The organism is Gemmatimonadaceae bacterium, from assembly GCA_036003045.1.
Classification (GTDB): domain Bacteria; phylum Gemmatimonadota; class Gemmatimonadetes; order Gemmatimonadales; family Gemmatimonadaceae; genus JAQBQB01.
Genome location: DASYSS010000047.1, coordinates 85,508 through 100,612, shown reverse-complemented (window position 1 = coordinate 100,612; position 15,105 = coordinate 85,508). Strand labels below are relative to the sequence as shown.

The 15,105-nt window shown below is 66.2% G+C and carries 17 protein-coding genes; 13 read left to right on the top strand and 4 right to left on the bottom strand.

Annotation, left to right across the window (positions count from 1 at the left end):
* Window positions 1-34 precede the first annotated feature (34 nt).
* From VGQ44_12325 to VGQ44_12290, 8 genes are all read left to right on the top strand, one after another.
* Window positions 35-457 (top strand): hypothetical protein, encoded by a 423-nt coding sequence (locus tag VGQ44_12325; protein HEV8447605.1) that lies wholly within the window; start codon window positions 35-37, stop codon window positions 455-457.
* The gene (locus VGQ44_12320) at window positions 454-912 is read left to right on the top strand and encodes a YkvA family protein (protein HEV8447604.1); all 459 of its coding nucleotides are present in this window, start codon (window positions 454-456) and stop codon (window positions 910-912) included. Before VGQ44_12325 ends, VGQ44_12320 begins: the two co-directional genes overlap by 4 nt.
* Before the next feature lie 162 nt (window positions 913-1,074).
* The gene (guaB, locus tag VGQ44_12315; protein ID HEV8447603.1) at window positions 1,075-2,523 is read left to right on the top strand and encodes an IMP dehydrogenase; all 1,449 of its coding nucleotides are present in this window, start codon (window positions 1,075-1,077) and stop codon (window positions 2,521-2,523) included.
* A 38-nt stretch (window positions 2,524-2,561) separates the two neighbouring features.
* Window positions 2,562-3,083 (top strand): hypothetical protein, encoded by a 522-nt coding sequence (locus VGQ44_12310; GenBank protein HEV8447602.1) that lies wholly within the window; start codon window positions 2,562-2,564, stop codon window positions 3,081-3,083.
* Between the two features lie 216 nt (window positions 3,084-3,299).
* Complete coding sequence (locus tag VGQ44_12305; GenBank protein HEV8447601.1) at window positions 3,300-4,853, top strand: amino acid permease; 1,554 nt, start codon at window positions 3,300-3,302, stop codon at window positions 4,851-4,853.
* Between the two features lie 85 nt (window positions 4,854-4,938).
* Window positions 4,939-6,003 (top strand): DHH family phosphoesterase, encoded by a 1,065-nt coding sequence (locus VGQ44_12300; GenBank protein ID HEV8447600.1) that lies wholly within the window; start codon window positions 4,939-4,941, stop codon window positions 6,001-6,003.
* Between the two features lie 19 nt (window positions 6,004-6,022).
* A complete protein-coding gene (locus tag VGQ44_12295; GenBank protein ID HEV8447599.1) occupies window positions 6,023-7,147 on the top strand; it encodes an Mrp/NBP35 family ATP-binding protein in 1,125 nt (374 codons plus the stop codon).
* Window positions 7,148-7,166: 19 nt separating this feature from the next.
* Window positions 7,167-7,922, top strand: coding sequence for an SAM-dependent chlorinase/fluorinase (locus tag VGQ44_12290; GenBank protein ID HEV8447598.1), 756 nt, complete (start codon window positions 7,167-7,169; stop codon window positions 7,920-7,922).
* A 6-nt stretch (window positions 7,923-7,928) separates the two neighbouring features.
* Here VGQ44_12290 and VGQ44_12285 read toward each other — a convergent pair whose 3' ends face one another.
* The 3 genes from VGQ44_12285 to VGQ44_12275 form a co-directional block, all read right to left on the bottom strand.
* Window positions 7,929-9,029 (bottom strand): polymer-forming cytoskeletal protein, encoded by a 1,101-nt coding sequence (locus VGQ44_12285; GenBank protein HEV8447597.1) that lies wholly within the window; start codon window positions 9,027-9,029, stop codon window positions 7,929-7,931.
* Between the two features lie 2 nt (window positions 9,030-9,031).
* Complete coding sequence (locus VGQ44_12280; GenBank protein ID HEV8447596.1) at window positions 9,032-9,622, bottom strand: hypothetical protein; 591 nt, start codon at window positions 9,620-9,622, stop codon at window positions 9,032-9,034.
* A 97-nt stretch (window positions 9,623-9,719) separates the two neighbouring features.
* Entirely contained in the window at window positions 9,720-10,328 is a 609-nt protein-coding gene (locus VGQ44_12275) for a sigma-70 family RNA polymerase sigma factor (GenBank protein ID HEV8447595.1), read from the bottom strand.
* Window positions 10,329-10,491: 163 nt separating this feature from the next.
* On the opposite strand from VGQ44_12275, the gene VGQ44_12270 reads away from it, so the two are divergent.
* From VGQ44_12270 to VGQ44_12250, 5 genes are read left to right on the top strand one after another with little or no spacing between them, the layout of a single operon-like run.
* Window positions 10,492-11,241, top strand: a complete 750-nt coding sequence (locus VGQ44_12270; GenBank protein ID HEV8447594.1) for a ubiquinone/menaquinone biosynthesis methyltransferase — start codon at window positions 10,492-10,494, stop codon at window positions 11,239-11,241.
* Between the two features lie 3 nt (window positions 11,242-11,244).
* Window positions 11,245-12,738 (top strand): menaquinone biosynthesis decarboxylase, encoded by a 1,494-nt coding sequence (locus VGQ44_12265; GenBank protein ID HEV8447593.1) that lies wholly within the window; start codon window positions 11,245-11,247, stop codon window positions 12,736-12,738.
* Window positions 12,735-13,706 (top strand): UbiA-like polyprenyltransferase, encoded by a 972-nt coding sequence (locus VGQ44_12260; GenBank protein HEV8447592.1) that lies wholly within the window; start codon window positions 12,735-12,737, stop codon window positions 13,704-13,706. Before VGQ44_12265 ends, VGQ44_12260 begins: the two co-directional genes overlap by 4 nt.
* Window positions 13,703-14,305: a flavin prenyltransferase UbiX gene (locus VGQ44_12255; protein ID HEV8447591.1), complete on the top strand. Its 603-nt coding sequence runs from the start codon at window positions 13,703-13,705 to the stop codon at window positions 14,303-14,305. The genes VGQ44_12260 and VGQ44_12255 overlap by 4 nt, the downstream gene beginning before the upstream one ends.
* 14 nt (window positions 14,306-14,319) lie before the next feature.
* A complete protein-coding gene (locus VGQ44_12250; GenBank protein ID HEV8447590.1) occupies window positions 14,320-14,802 on the top strand; it encodes a metallophosphoesterase family protein in 483 nt (160 codons plus the stop codon).
* A gap of 8 nt (window positions 14,803-14,810) precedes the next feature.
* Here the strand turns inward: VGQ44_12250 and VGQ44_12245 are convergent, their stop codons facing one another.
* A complete protein-coding gene (locus VGQ44_12245; protein HEV8447589.1) occupies window positions 14,811-15,032 on the bottom strand; it encodes a hypothetical protein in 222 nt (73 codons plus the stop codon).
* Window positions 15,033-15,105 lie beyond the last annotated feature (73 nt).

The following is a 15,105-nucleotide window of genomic DNA, read 5'->3' as shown; positions in this document are numbered from 1 at the left end:
CGCGGGTCACGCGCGGCGCCCGATTTCAGAGACCATGAACGAGCACCTGCGCGACCGAATCCTGAGAAAACTCGAAACACTGCCGGACGAGCGCGGCTACCAGGTCCTCGACTACGTCGAGTTCCTGGAGTCGAAGTTCGCCGAGCGCGCCTCGCCAAGCGCCAGCACGTTCACGCGATTCACGGAAGCGATCGAGGACCAGCTTCGCGCCGGACGGATTTCCGCGTCGACGATCGCCGAAACGGTCGGCTTCATGAACAGGGCGGCGAACGCGTTGAACAGCGCGCTCGAGACGGGAAAGACGATGGCGAGCGAACTGGTGAATTCCGCGCGCTCGACGTCTCCGAACTCCGCTCCAGCGACGCCGACCTCGCCGACGCCGCCGGCGACCGGCGATTCCGCGTCGTCACCCGCGCGAGACATTCAGGACCCCGGCGGTTCGGGAGAAAAGCTATGAAAACACGACGCGGTTCGGCGGCACGCGTACATCGCGCGTTGCACGAGGAAGAAGAGCGCGAAGTCCGGCGTCCGCGAACCGGGGCGAGGCGGACGGTGCTCTACTACGTGCGCCAGTTGCCGTCGTATCTCCGGCTGCTCGGCGGACTCGTCGTCGACAAGCGGGTTGCCACGTTCGACAAGCTGCTCGTCGCGGGCGCGGTCATCTACATCGTTTCGCCGATCGATCTCATCCCCGACTTCATTCCATTTTTCGGCGAGATCGACGACCTGTTTCTTCTCGTGCTCGCGCTGCAGCATCTGATCAACAACGCGGGGCGAAAGGTGGTGCTCGACCATTGGACCGGGGATCCCGCCGATCTCGCGGACCTCAATTTGAAAGGCGCCTTAGCGGCGGCCGCGTTTTTTCTGCCCAAGCGGATTCGCCGCCGTTTACGCGTGATAGGAAGAGTTTAGAGCGCCGGAGAGGGCTGGCCGCGGCCTACCATTCATTTGGGGCCGAGCCTATCTTTCACCATGGCAACCAGAACTCGACCACCAGTGCGGCCCGCGACCTCGGATAGCTCGGGGAGCGGGCTTTCGCGTCTTCAGCATCAAGGTCGCGGCCCAGCCGCGCGGGTGCGCGAAGAATACGCGCTTACGTTCGACGACGTCCTCCTCGTCCCGCGCCATTCGTTGACGCACCCCAAAGACGTTTCCGTGACGTCGCGCTTCACCCGCGGAATCGAGCTCCGCGTGCCGCTCGTTTCGGCGGCGATGGACACGGTCACCGAATCCGACATGGCGATCGCGATGGCGAGGGCCGGCGGCATCGGCGTGCTGCACAAGAACATGTCGATCGACCGCCAGTCCTCCGAAGTCGATCGCGTAAAGCGGTCCGAAAGCGGCATGATCCTCAAGCCGATCACGCTGCGATCGAGCGACACGGTGCGTGAGGCGACTGCCCTCATGCACCGTTTTCGCATCTCGGGTGTTCCGATCGTCGACGACGACGAGAAGCTCGTCGGCATCATCACCAATCGTGATCTGCAGTTCGAGCGCAACCTCGACCGGCCGCTGAGCGAGGCGATGACGAGCGAAGGGCTGATCACCGCGCGCGAAGGCACCACGCTGGATGAAGCCGAACAGATCCTCGGTCGCAACCGGATCGAGAAGCTGCCGGTCGTCGACGAGCGCGGCGTTCTGAAAGGGCTCATCACGATCAAGGACATCCACAAGCGGCGGCAGTATCCGGACGCCAACAAGGACAAGTTCGGCCGGTTGCGCGTCGCCGCCGCGATCGGCGCGGCGGGAGACTTCATCTCGCGAGCGCGCGCGTTGATCGACGCGGGCGTCGACGCGATCGTCGTCGACACGGCGCATGGACACGCCGACGCCGTGCTCGAAGCGACGGCGCGGGTGCGCGAAGCGTTCCCCGACGTTCAGCTCATCGCCGGCAACATCGCGACACGCGAGGCCGCCGAAGCGCTCGTCGAGCGCGGAGTCGATGCGGTGAAAGTCGGCGTCGGGCCTGGATCCATCTGCACGACGCGCGTCGTGACGGGTGTCGGCGTACCGCAGCTCACGGCGGTTCTCGATGCCGTGGATGGGGCGGGAGATATCCCCGTCATTGCAGATGGCGGCATCAAGTACTCCGGGGACGCGGTCAAAGCGCTCGCCGCCGGCGCGTCGTGCGTGATGATGGGATCGATGCTCGCCGGGACGGAAGAAAGTCCGGGCGAGTCATTCCTGCTCGAGGGGCGCCGCTTCAAGATGGTGCGCGGCATGGGCAGTCTTTCGGCGATGCAGGACGGAAGCGCGGATCGGTACTTCCAGGAAGGCGAGCTCTCGCCGAGGAAGTTGGTGCCGGAGGGCATCGAGGGCCGCGTGCCGTATCGCGGGCCCGTCGCGGACGTGCTTTTTCAGATGGTCGGCGGTCTGCGCAGCGGAATGGGTTACGTCGGATGCGCCACGGTCGACGAGCTGCGAACGGAAACGGAGTTCGTGCGCATCACGTCGGCGGGGCTGCGGGAGTCGCATCCGCACGACGTGCAGATCACGCGCGAGGCGCCCAACTACTCGGTGTGACGACCGGAAGACCGGTGGACCGGCGGACCGCTGGACCGGTGACCACACTCGCGGGCTTCCGTCGATTGGCCAAAGCTGTCGCCGGCGCTCTGGCGATCGCGTCGCCGCTCGCGGCGCAGAAGCCCGCGCCGGGCGCCGAGCCGCTCGGGGCGATCGTCGGCGTGTGGCAGAGCGACGCGACGCAAGGCGTTTCGGCGAAGTCGAGCTGCGATTGGACCCCGCAGGGTAACGGCGTGATCTGCGACCAAACGATCACGACCGTCGCCGGCGTGCAGCACGCGATGAACTTCTTCACGCGAAATCCGAGGACCGGAGCGTTCGTATTCTACGTCGTGCCGAATCCGGGCGACACACTCGCGCCGGTTCCGCTGACGATCAACGGCGTGGTGTGGACGTATGGCGGGCTCGCGGCGAGCACGAACGGGCGCTGGTTCCGGACCGTCAACGATTTCACGAAGCGCGACGAGTACACCTGGCGTCTCGAGACGAGCGACGACGGAAAGACGTGGCGCACGGCGAACGGCGGCCGATCTCAGCGGGTTCTTCCGTCGAAACGTTAGTACTGTCGGGCCGCAGGTCAGAGGCGTGTCAGGATCGCGGCCGATTGCTTGACAACGCTTTTAATGTGGCGCAAGTTGCGCGCAGACAAGTGTATACAGTAGTTCGATCCGCGCCACCTCCTACCCGGCGCTGAGCAGGCTCGACGGAACGTTTGTTCGCCGGCGGCGCGATTCATCGGTGCCGCCTCTTTTACGTCAGACCTCGGGAGACCTTCAATGGGCTTGTGGTCCACGAAAAGCATCAGCCTGCTGCAGTCGGAGGCGGCGTCCGAGGGACAAGAGGTCACGCTCAAGCGTGCGCTCGGCGCCCTCAACCTCACGATGCTCGGCATCGGCGCGATCATCGGCGCCGGGATCTTCGTGCTCACCGGCACGGCAGCCGCGCAGACCGCGGGGCCCGCGATCGTACTGTCATTCGTCGTCGCCGGACTCGGGTGCCTCTTCGCGGGCCTCTGCTACGCGGAGTTCGCGTCGATGATTCCGATCGCCGGCAGCGCGTACACGTACGGCTACGCAACGCTCGGCGAGTTCGTCGCGTGGATCATCGGCTGGGACTTGATCCTCGAGTACCTGTTCGGCGCGGCGACGGTCGCGGTGGGATGGTCCGGCTACTTCGTCGCGTTTTTGCGCGACAACCTGGGCATGCACGTCTCGGCGGCGTGGACGCAGGCGCCACTCGGCATCGTGGGCACGCACACGATCGTGAAAAACCTGATGTGCATCGACTCGACCGGCGCGGCGACGGCCGCGGTGAACGGCGCGTGTCCCGCGGGAGCCGTGCTTCAGCCGGGCATCATCAATCTGCCGGCGATCGTCCTCGTCGGGCTGATGTCCGCGCTGCTCGTCATCGGCATCAAGGAATCGGCGAGCTTCAACAACGTCATCGTCTTCGTGAAGGTCGCCATCGTCATCGCGGTGATCGGCTTCGGGTTCATGTACGTCAACTCGGCGAACTGGCATCCGTTCATCCCGCCGAACACGGGCGAGTTCGGACACTATGGGTTCAGCGGGATCATCCGCGGCGCAGCCGTCGTGTTCTTCGCCTACATCGGATTCGACGCCGTTTCGACCGCGGCCCAGGAGGCGAAGAATCCGCAGAAAGACATGCCGATCGGCATTCTCGCGTCGCTCGGCATCTGCACCGTCCTCTACATCTTGATGGCGCTGGTGATGACGGGGCTCACGAACTACAAGAATCTGAACGTGCCGCACCCGGTGTTCGTCGCGATCGAGGCGGCCGGTCCGGCGCTCAGGTGGCTTACCTATTTCATCAACATCGGCGCGATCCTCGGGCTTGCGTCGGTCGTGCTCGTGATGCTCATGGGGCAGCCGCGAATCTTCTTCTCGATGAGCCGCGACGGGCTGCTTCCCGCGGTGTTCGGGAAGGTCCATCCCAAGTTCCAGACCCCGTACGTGACGACGATCGTGACGGGTATCGTGGCCGCGCTCGTCGCCGGTTTCTTCCCGATCGACCTGCTCGGTCAGCTGGTATCGATCGGCACGCTGCTCGCCTTCGTGATCGTGTGCTTCGGCATCATGGTGCTTCGCTATCAGCGGCCCAACATTCCGCGCCCGTTCCGGACCCCGATGGTGCCGCTCGTTCCCATTCTCGGAATCCTGATCTGCGCGTACATGATGTACAGCCTTCCGTCGGACACTTGGCTTCGCTTGATCGTTTGGATGATCATCGGCTTGGTCATCTATTTCACGTACAGCAGGACCCACTCGCACGTCGGGAGTCAGCCCATGGAGGCTGCCGCCGGCGACTGACGGCGCGACTTGGTCGCGTTAGCTTTCGAGACGGCGCCCGGCACCGGGCGCCGTTTCAATTTTTCGGGAGAGCGCTCCGCACGACGTGTCCCACACGGCCGAAGAGTACCTGAAAATTCCGGAGTCGCGGCGCACGGCGATCGAGGCCTTGCGTCGTGAGCTCGTTCCCGGCCGGCGCGTCGCGCTGTCGACGCACATGAACGCCGACGGCGACGGTTGCGGTTCCGAGGCTGCGCTAGCGCGCATGCTCACCCAGCTCGGCCTCGTCGTTCGCATCGTGAATCCCACGCCATGGCCCGAGCTGTTCTCGTTTCTGCTCGGCGACGGCGTTCGCGACATGACGCACCGCGGCGCGTCGGCCCTCGAGGGCATCGACGTGCTCGTCGTGCTCGACATCAGCGATGTGAAACGGCTGGGCATGCTCGCCGACACGGTTCGCAAGCTGCGCGTGCCGAAGCTCGTCATCGACCATCACATCGCGTCCGACGACCCCGCGGGCGACATCGTCTTCACCGACGTCGCCGCGTGCGCGACCGGTGAGCTGGTTTACGATCTCGCCTGCGTGCTCGACCTCGAGATCGACCCGGACATCGCGCAGGCGCTTTACACGGCGATTCTCACCGACACGGGCGGATTCCGGTTCAGCAACACGACGCCGCGCTGCCACGCGATCGCCGCGGACTTGTTGCACGCCGGCGTCGAGCCCGAGGACATGTACCTGCGCATCTATGCGTCGGCGCCGGCCGGCCGAGTGCGTCTGCTCGGCGAGGTGCTCGACAGTCTGGGCGTCGACGAGGAGCACGGCATCGCGTGGCTTTCGATGCGCGGGGGGGCGCTCGAGAAGCATGGCGTCCGCCAGGAGGATCTCGACGGCATCGTCGAGCACGCGCGGTCGATCGCGGGCACGCGGATGGCGCTCTTTTTCCGCGACCTCGGCTACGGGAAAGTGAAAGTCTCATTCCGCAGCACGGGCGAGGTGGACGTCAACGCGTTCGCCCGACAGTTCGGCGGCGGCGGCCACGCCAAGGCCGCCGGCGCGTTGATCTCCGGATCCCTCGACGACGTCCGCGCGCGCGTCATCGCCGCCGCGCAGGGCTACCTGCCACCGCTCACCAACGAGGGAAACGGGTCGGCGCGCGCGGCAACGTGAAGAGCCCTACCTTCTAGACATGGCAGCGACTCTACAGCACCGAATCGCCGAGGCCCTCGGCCGCGTTCGTCATCCGCGCACGGGGCGCGACGTGATGGAGAGCGGCGCGGTGCGCGACATCGCAACGACGACGACGGGCCGTGTTCGGCTCACATTGCAGCTCGCTCCGGGCGACGACCCCGCGCTCGCGCGCGTGATTCGACAGGCAGTCGAGCAGGTGGACGGCGTTGAGGACGTCACCGTGGACGTCGCGGCGGCGAATCATTCCGCTCCACCCCCGCCCCCGGCGAAATCCGCCGGCCGAGCACTGCCGGTGATGGATGATCGCCCGGCGCAGCAGCGCGTTCCAGCGCCGACGCCGGTCACATACCCGAATCTCGGGAAAATCATCGCCATCTCGAGCGGCAAGGGCGGCGTCGGAAAATCGACGGTCGCCGTGAATCTCGCCGTCGCCCTCGCGCAGCAGGGAGCGCGCGTCGGTCTCATGGACGCCGACATTTACGGACCGAACATCCCGCTGATGATGGGGGTGAACGAACCGCCGATGGTGATCCAGGAGCGCATCATCCCGCTCGAGGCCCACGGCGTGAAGGTCATCAGCCTCGGCTTTCTGATCGACCGCGACCAGCCGGCGATCTGGCGCGGTCCGATCATCATGAAGATCATCACACAGTTTCTGCGCGACGTCGCGTGGGGGACGCTCGACTATTTCATCGTCGACCTTCCGCCGGGCACCGGCGACGCGCAGCTCACGCTCGTACAGGCGACCCAAGTCACCGGCGCGGTGATCGTCACGACTCCGCAGGAAGTCTCGGTCGGCGACGCGCTGCGGGGCGTGAAGATGTTCGAGCGCGTGACCGTGCCCGTCCTCGGCATCGTCGAGAACATGAGCTGGTTCGAGTGTCCGCACTGCGGCAAACCGTCGCCCATCTTCGGAAGCGGCGGCGGCGAGCGGCTCGCGAAGGAGCTCGAGTTGCCGCTTCTCGGGCAGATTCCGCTTTATCAGCGCGTGATGGAGGGCGGGGACCGCGGCGCGCCGATCGTGGTCGCGGAGCCGGCCTCGTCTGCCGCGCGCGCTCTCGCATCGATCGCCGGGCGAATCGCCGAGCGAGTGAACGATGGAGTGGCAGCCGCGACGACCTGATCGCCGAGGGAGTCCGACGATGACGCACATCGTCACGCTCACGACCGACTTCGGTACCGCCGACGGCTACGTCGGCGAGATGAAAGCCGAGCTGCTCACGCATGCGCCAGGCGCGACGCTCGTCGACATCACGCACGACATTCCGCGCCACGACGTCGACTCCGCGCGGCTCACGGTCGCGCGCTTCTGGCGCCGATTTCCGGCGGGCACCGTCCATTTGGTCGTCGTCGATCCCGGTGTCGGCTCGTCGCGCGCGGCCCTCGCTGTGGCGAGCGACGATCGCTATCTCGTTGGACCGGACAACGGCGCGCTGTCGCCGGCGCTGTCGCGGTCGGATGCGCTCGTCGTCGAGCTTCGGATTCCCGGCGACGCGTCGGCGACCTTTCACGGACGCGACGTCTTCGCTCCGATCGCGGCCGCGCTCGCGCGTGGCGAGCCGATCACGACACTGGGTTCGCCGCCGCGAGAAACGCCGATCATTTGCAGTACGCCCGAGCCGGTTCGAGGTCCGGGCGGCGTCATCGAGGGCGAGGTCGTGGCGATCGATCGATTCGGAAACGCGATCACTAACATCGTCGCTGAGGGAGTCGCGGCGGTCGTCGTGGGACACCGGACGATTCCGCTCCACCGTGCATACGCCGACGTCGCGGTCGGCGAAGCGTTGGCGGTCGTCGGATCAGGCGGTGCCATCGAGATCTCGATCCGAAACGACAGCGCCGCGAGAGCGTTGCACCTCTCTCGCGGCGACAAGGTCATTCTTCGCGCGGAATCCTGATCGACGCTAAGGGGTCGACGACGACACCGGACGCCGTGAAGAGGCCGCGACGCCTGTGACCGGCGTCGGAGTTTGCCAGGCGAGGTCGTCGCCTGTGTACTTCGACGCCGGACCAGTCGCGCGGTGAGTTCCGGCGCGTGAAGAAATCGTCGCGCCGAGTCCGGCCGTGGCGGCCACCCACGTCACGGCGACCGCGATCACGCGCAGCACGGTACCCACTCCCGGGGTGTGCGAGAAGAGCGCGGTCGCAACCCAGAGCGCCAGATACACGAGCAGCCCGAGGAACAGAGCGCGCAGATGGACACCGCGTGGCGACGCGGTGCCGTCGTCGGACGCGAGGCCTCCGCCCAGCAGACGTGCCGCGGCGAGGAATCCCAACGTGAGGAGGCCCGCGGCCGCCACGATGTACGCGACGATCGCGAACGGCACCAGCAGTAGTCCCACCACCGTGATCGCGAGACCGACGACGACGATCAGCAGACCGGGCAACGCGAGCAACTGCCCGGCGAGCCCGATCCAGAACGCGCGCGCCACGCCGCGCTCCAATTCACCGACGACGCCGTCGAGGTTCGCGTCGGCGAAGAGCATCACGCCGATGCCGATGATCGCCAGCACCGCGAACCATCCAACCGCGAGCTTGAACGCCTGCCAAACGCTGAGCGGCGTTCGAGCCACGCGCGGTCCGGTGTATTTCGGGACGGCGACGGCGCGTCGTTCGCCCTCGACGACACCGCCGTCGACCGACAGCGTCCCGCCAACCGCCCACGCGTCGCCGGTAACTCGACCCCCGTTGTGCACGCGGATGTTGCCGCCCAACGCGACCGCGTCGCCGTCGATCGTGCCGAACACGTCAAGGTTGCCGCGCGCGACGGCGATGGTACCGCGGACCGTCGAGTCGGCCGCGATCGTCCGGTCGCCAATGCTGAAGCTGCTCGCGTCGGGAAGGCGGTCGTCGCCCTGCGCTCGACGTTGTGCGACTTCACGCGCGACCGCGGAATCCGCGGCCGGAGTTGCGGAAGCTGGCGGATTCGTCTTCGTCTGACCGGCCTGCGCTGACGCCCGCATGCTGCCAAGCGCCAGAGCGGCGATCGCAAACAGGGGGCGCATTACTACGCCCGGCGTCGGCTCGAAACGAGCGCTAGCGCCCGGAATCCGGCGACCGACCCTGCTGTCGCCAACACGAGTACGGTCAACGCCGCCGCAATGCCCAGTGATCCGGCGCCCTGAACGAGGCGCAGCGCCTGTTCACCGAAGATGGCCGCGACGGCCCGCTGGCCGGCGTCCATCGCCATGCTCCGAAGCTCGTTGCCCGCCGCGCCGGTGACCAGCACCAACGCATCGGTCTGGGTCGCGACCCACAGGATCGCGATCGTGACGAGCGACGCCACCGAGGTGGCCAGTCCCGCCACGATGAACCGGGTGCGTCGGGCCTGCGGCAGCCATCGTTCGGCGGCGTCTCGGGCGGCGACGTGCCACGGGACGAACACGGGCACGCGCGCCATGACGCGATCGGCGAAAAGGTGGGACGGGGCGAAGTGTGGAATGGCCTCCAGGGCGTCCACGGCGACGCGGGCTTCGTCGACCAGCGCACGGCATTGTGTGCACTCGCGAATGTGGGCCCTCAGGGGGGTCACCCCGAAGCCCACCTCGTCATCGAGGAGGAGGTCGATCTCGTCTGGAAGGAGGTGCCGGTGGTTCATGGAGTCTCCGAGGGTCAGTACGGAGGGTTCGCGGCGTCGGTTTCAGGAGTCGGATCAAGGCAGGGTGAACCCTGACGTCGGGTTCCGGTGACCGGGGTCACCCGCTCTCCCGCAGGTGGTCGAGCGCCCGGCGGAGCTCGTGTCGAGCGCGGTGGATATACGTCTTCACGGTGCCGAGCGGGAGATCGAGTGTGGCCGCGATCTCTTCGTATGAACGTCCTTCGACATGTCTCAGCATTATGCAGGACCGGTACTCTGGCCTGAGCTGCGAGATGGCGCGTTCGATCGAGGTCCCGAGCTCTCGAGCCTCGAGCTCGTCGAGGGCCGATTCCTGATCTCCGACGATGTCGAACGAGGTCGCCTCGATGGCGTCGGAGGTCAAGGCGTGGGGCGATCCGTCGATGCTCACCGTTTCGAGCTGTCGCCGTCGCAGATGATCGATGGCGACGTTGTTCGCGATCTTGAAGAGCCAGCTCGACAGCTTGAATTCCGGCCGATAGCGGTCGAGGTGGTTCAGGACCTTGATGAAAGTGTCCTGAGCGAGGTCCTCGGACAGCTCGCGGTCGCGCACCATCCGGTAGATGAGCGAAAAAACTGGCCGCTCGTAGCGCCGGATCAGCTCGCGAAACGCCCCGTCGCGCCCGTTCTGGGCCAGCGCGACTACGTCGGCGTCGGGAAGATTTTGTAGGTCGAGAGCTGGTGGCATCGGCCTCGTGGCGCGAGCCCATCATGAAGCGGCGCCGTCGGTTGACCAAAGCTATGCTTGCCGGTATCCCCCGACCAGCCACTTCGGCTGGTCGGCATCCATCGTCAGCCGCTTCGGCTTGCCCAGCTTGCCCATCAATTCGGGCACGGGCAACTTTCGCCGCATGACGGTGAGCGAGCTGGAGACGGAAGAAGCGCGTGCGGCGGCCGATGGCGGTCGAGTCAAGCGCGATTACGTCCGCCGGACCTTCGGTCAGATCGCGCCGACCTACGATCGGCTCAACCACATCCTGAGCCTCAACGTCGACCGCGGGTGGCGGCGCAAGGCGATCGCCGCGTTGGAGTGGACACGGGCGCCGCGCGGAACCTATGTCGACCTTTGCGCCGGAACCCTCGACGTGGCTGCCGAGCTCTCGCGCTCCCGCGGATTCGAAGGGCGCGTGGTTGGGGCGGATTTTGCCGAGCCCATGCTTCGCGCCGGACAGGGCAAGGCACCTCGAGCGGTGGTGTGGCCCGTCGTCGCCGACGCACTCGACCTGCCGCTCCGCGACGGCGAAGCCTCGGGCGCCATCGTCGCATTCGGCATTCGCAACGTGACCGACCTCGACGCATCGCTGCGCGAGATCCACCGCGTTCTGGCGCCGGGCGCGCGATTCGTGATTCTCGAGTTCACCACGCCCCGGCTGGCCGTCGTCCGATGGCCCTACCACTTCTATTGCCATCGCGTGCTGCCGCGCATCGGCGCGATGCTGAGCGGTCATGGCAGCGCGTACGCCTACCTGCCGCGGTCGGTCGCGAACTTTCCGCCCGAGCGAGAGCTCGCGGACCGGATGAGCCGCGCCGGGTTCGCCGACGTCGGATGGCGATCATTGAGCCTCGGCATCGCGGCGATCCACACCGGCCGAAAGGCATAGCGATTGTCCAACCCTACCATCGACACACTTTCGGAATTCGTCTCGCGGCTCGACCGGGCCGGCGAGCTGGTTCGCGTCCGACCGCCGGTCTCGCTCAACCTCGAGCTCTGCGAGATCGCCGATCGGGTGATGAAGCAACCCGGTGGCGGAAAGGCGCTCCTGTTCGAGCAGCCGATCCTGATGAATGGTCAGAAGTCGGCGTTTCCGGTCGGCATCAATCTCTTCGGATCGATGCGCCGCATGAGCATGGCGCTCGGCGTCGAGTCGCTCGACGAGATCGGTGTGCGTATCGACGAGATGCTGGCGATGAAGGTCCCGGAAGGAATCATCGCCAAGCTCGCGCTGCTTCCGCGCCTGCTCGAGATGGGGAAGTTTCCGCCTCGAACGAAGAAGAGCGGGGCCGCGTCGCAAGAGGTCGTGTGGCGCGACGGCGAGGTGGATCTCGACAAGCTGCCGCTCATGAAGTGCTGGCCCGAGGACGGCGGCGCGTACATCACCTTTCCGATGGTCATCACGCGCGACCCCAAGCGCGGCATTCGAAACGTCGGGATGTACCGAATCATGCAGACGGGCAAGACGACGCTCGCCATGCACTGGCAGCGGCACAAGGTCGGCGCGGCACATTGGCGTGAGATGGCCGAACGCGGCGAGAAAATGCCCGTATGCATCGCGCTCGGCGCCGACCCGCCGTCGATGTACTCGGCGAGCGCGCCGCTCCCGCCGACCATCGACGAGTTTCTGTTCGCCGGGTTCCTGCGTCGATCGCCGGTGTCGCTCACGAAGGCCGTGACGTGTGATCTCGAGGTGCCCGCCGAAGCGGACTTCGTCATCGAGGGGTACATCGATCCCGCGGAGTCGCTCGTCACCGAGGGTCCGTTCGGCGATCATACCGGCTTCTATTCGCTCGCCGACCTCTATCCGCAGGTGCGCGTCACGGCGATCACGATGCGTAAGTCGCCGATCTTTCCGGCGACGATCGTCGGCCGGCCGCCGATGGAAGACTTCTACCTCGGGCACGCGACCGAGCGAATCTTCCTGCCGCTGCTCAAGCTGACGATCCCGGAGATCCGTGACTATCACATGCCGGCCGAGGGGATCTTTCACAACCTCGTCTTCGTATCGATCAAAAAGGAATATCCCGGGCAGGCGTACAAGGTGATGAACGCGCTCTGGGGCCAGGGCTTGATGTCCCTCGCGAAAGTGCTCGTGATCGTGGACGAGTGGGTGAACGTGCGGGATCCGCAGGAGGCCTGGTGGGTCGCGCTCAACAACATCGATCCGCAGCGCGACGCGCGCTTCACCATGGGGCCGGTGGACGTCCTCGATCACTCGAGCCGCACGTTCACGTACGGCTCCAAGCTCGGCATCGACGCGACGAAGAAGCTGCCCGAGGAAGGCTTCGCGCGTGAATGGCCTGGTTTGATCCTGATGGATGACGCGACCAAGCGTCGCGTGGACGAGCTCTGGCCGATGCTCGGCCTCGGAACAAAGCCATGACCGCGGCACCAGGCGCCGAGCATACCCGTGAAGGACAGACCTTCGCGCACCGCGGATCGCGCGTGCTGGCGTACATCAACTTCGTCAAGCTGCCGCACACGCTCTTCGCGCTGCCGTTCGCGCTCGTCGGCGTCGTTCTGGCGTCGTACCGCGCGCAGGTCACGTGGGGCTCGTTCGGCTGGGTCGTGCTGGCGTTCACTTGTGCGCGCTTCGCGGCGATGGGTTTCAACCGCATCGTCGACCGCGAGATCGACGCGCGCAATCCGCGCACTCGACAGCGCGAGCTGCCGAGCGGCGCGCTCCGTGTCGCCGAAGCGGTGATCGCCGTCTCGGTCGCGTCGGCGCTCTTCGTGTGGGCGGCGTGGCAGCTGAATTCGTTGTGCGGCAAGCTGTCGCCGCTCGCGCTCGGCTGGGTGTTCTTTTACAGCTACACCAAGCGATTCACGCGCTGGTGCCACCTTGTGCTCGGCGTCGGGATGTCGATCGCGCCGGTCGGCGGATACCTCGCGGTGGCGGGCCGCTGGAGCTCTCCGTGGTGGATGTTGATCACGCTCGCGCTCGCGGTCGCGACGTGGGGCGGGGGATTCGACGTCCTCTACGCGCTCCAGGACATCGACTTCGATCGCGAGCAGCGGCTTCACTCGCTGCCGGCGGCGATCGGCGGCGATCGTGCGCTGACCGTCGCCCGCGGTCTTCACATCGTCACGGTGCTCTGCCTGGCAGCGGTCGGCGCGGCGACGTTCGGGGCCGGGTCGGGGGGTTCGTTCTATGCGCTGGGAGTCGCGGCGGCGGCGGGGTTGCTCGTGTACGAGCATTCGTTGGTGACGCCCAACGACTTCTCGCGTCTCGACGCGGCGTTCTTCACGATGAACGGCGTGATCAGTATCGCCTTTTTCCTTTGCGTGCTGATCGAACGGCTCGTGCACACGAACCCGGTCGCTCTCGCGTTGCGCGCCATCGGCGCATGACGAAGCCGCCGATCGTCGTCGCGATCACCGGTGCATCGGGCGCGCCCTACGCGGTGCGCCTCCTTGCCTCGCTCGCCAAGGCGAAGGAGTCAGTCCAGCTCATCGTGTCTTCGCACGGTCTCCGGCTCCTCAAGACGGAGATGGACGTCGGTTCGATCGGCGCGCTCCGAGAGCGCGTCGGCAAGGCGGCGTGGGACACCTACGTGACGACGTTCGATGACGCCGACCGTGGCGCATCGCCGGCCTCCGGCTCGGCGGTGAACGCCGGCATGGTGATCTGTCCCTGCTCCATGGGCACTTTGTCCGCGATCGCGGCCGGGTCGTCACGCTCGCTCGTCGAGCGCGCCGCCGACGTCGCGCTCAAGGAGCGCCGCAAATTGATTCTCGTGGCGCGCGAGACGCCGCTCAGCGCGATTCATCTGGAGAACATGCTGCGGGTGACACGAGCCGGCGCCGTGGTGATGCCGGCCGCTCCGGGTTTCTACCACAAGCCGGCTTCGATCGACGATCTCGTGAACTTCGTCGTCGCGCGCGTGCTCGATCATCTCGGGGTCGCGCACTCGCTCGTGCCTCGCTGGAGCGAACGCCCCGCGGATTGATGGGTATTTCCGGCATGCCGGGCAAATCTCACGTCATTGGTCTGATCTCGGACACACACGGGCTCCTGCGGCCGGATGTTCACACGGCGCTCGCCGGCGTCGAGCTGATTCTCCACGCCGGCGACGTCGGCGGCGCCGACGTACTCGCGGAGCTCGAGCGAATCGCGCCGGTGCGCGCCGTGCGTGGAAACACGGACCCACCGGACGATCCGCCGCTACCCGCCGCGATCGAATTGACCGTCGGCGGCGTGCGAATCCACGTGAGCCACGGCCACGAAGTCGGGAGTCCCGCTCCTCGGCGGCTTCTCGAACGCTACGATGCCGACGTGATCGTGTACGGACACACGCACAAGCAGTTGGTGACTCACGTTGCCAATCGCTGGGTGGTGAATCCGGGCGCGGCCGGTCCTCGGCGGTTCGACCTCATGCCGAGTGTGGCCAAGCTCACAATTGTCGCTGGCGAAGTCGAGGTAGAGACGCTCGACCTCGCTCCGTAAGCCGCGGCCTACAGCAGCGTGAAGTGCGACACGGGATAAAGAAAGTCGTCGCCCGAGTCGTCGATGATTCTATAAAACGAGCCGCTCCCCTCGACACCGAGGCTTTCGTAGATCTTGCCCAGTGTGAGGTCGTGGCATCCGCCGGGCTCATCGCACCCGGGATACACGAGCCACGGACGAACACTCACGCACTTGACCAGAGTTGTCGGCTGCCAGGAGGTCGTCGCCATCGCTGTCGTTTGGCGGTTGCTGGGTGTGGCGCACGGGACGAACAGTGCGCCCTATGAGGCTGTGCAGAACGCG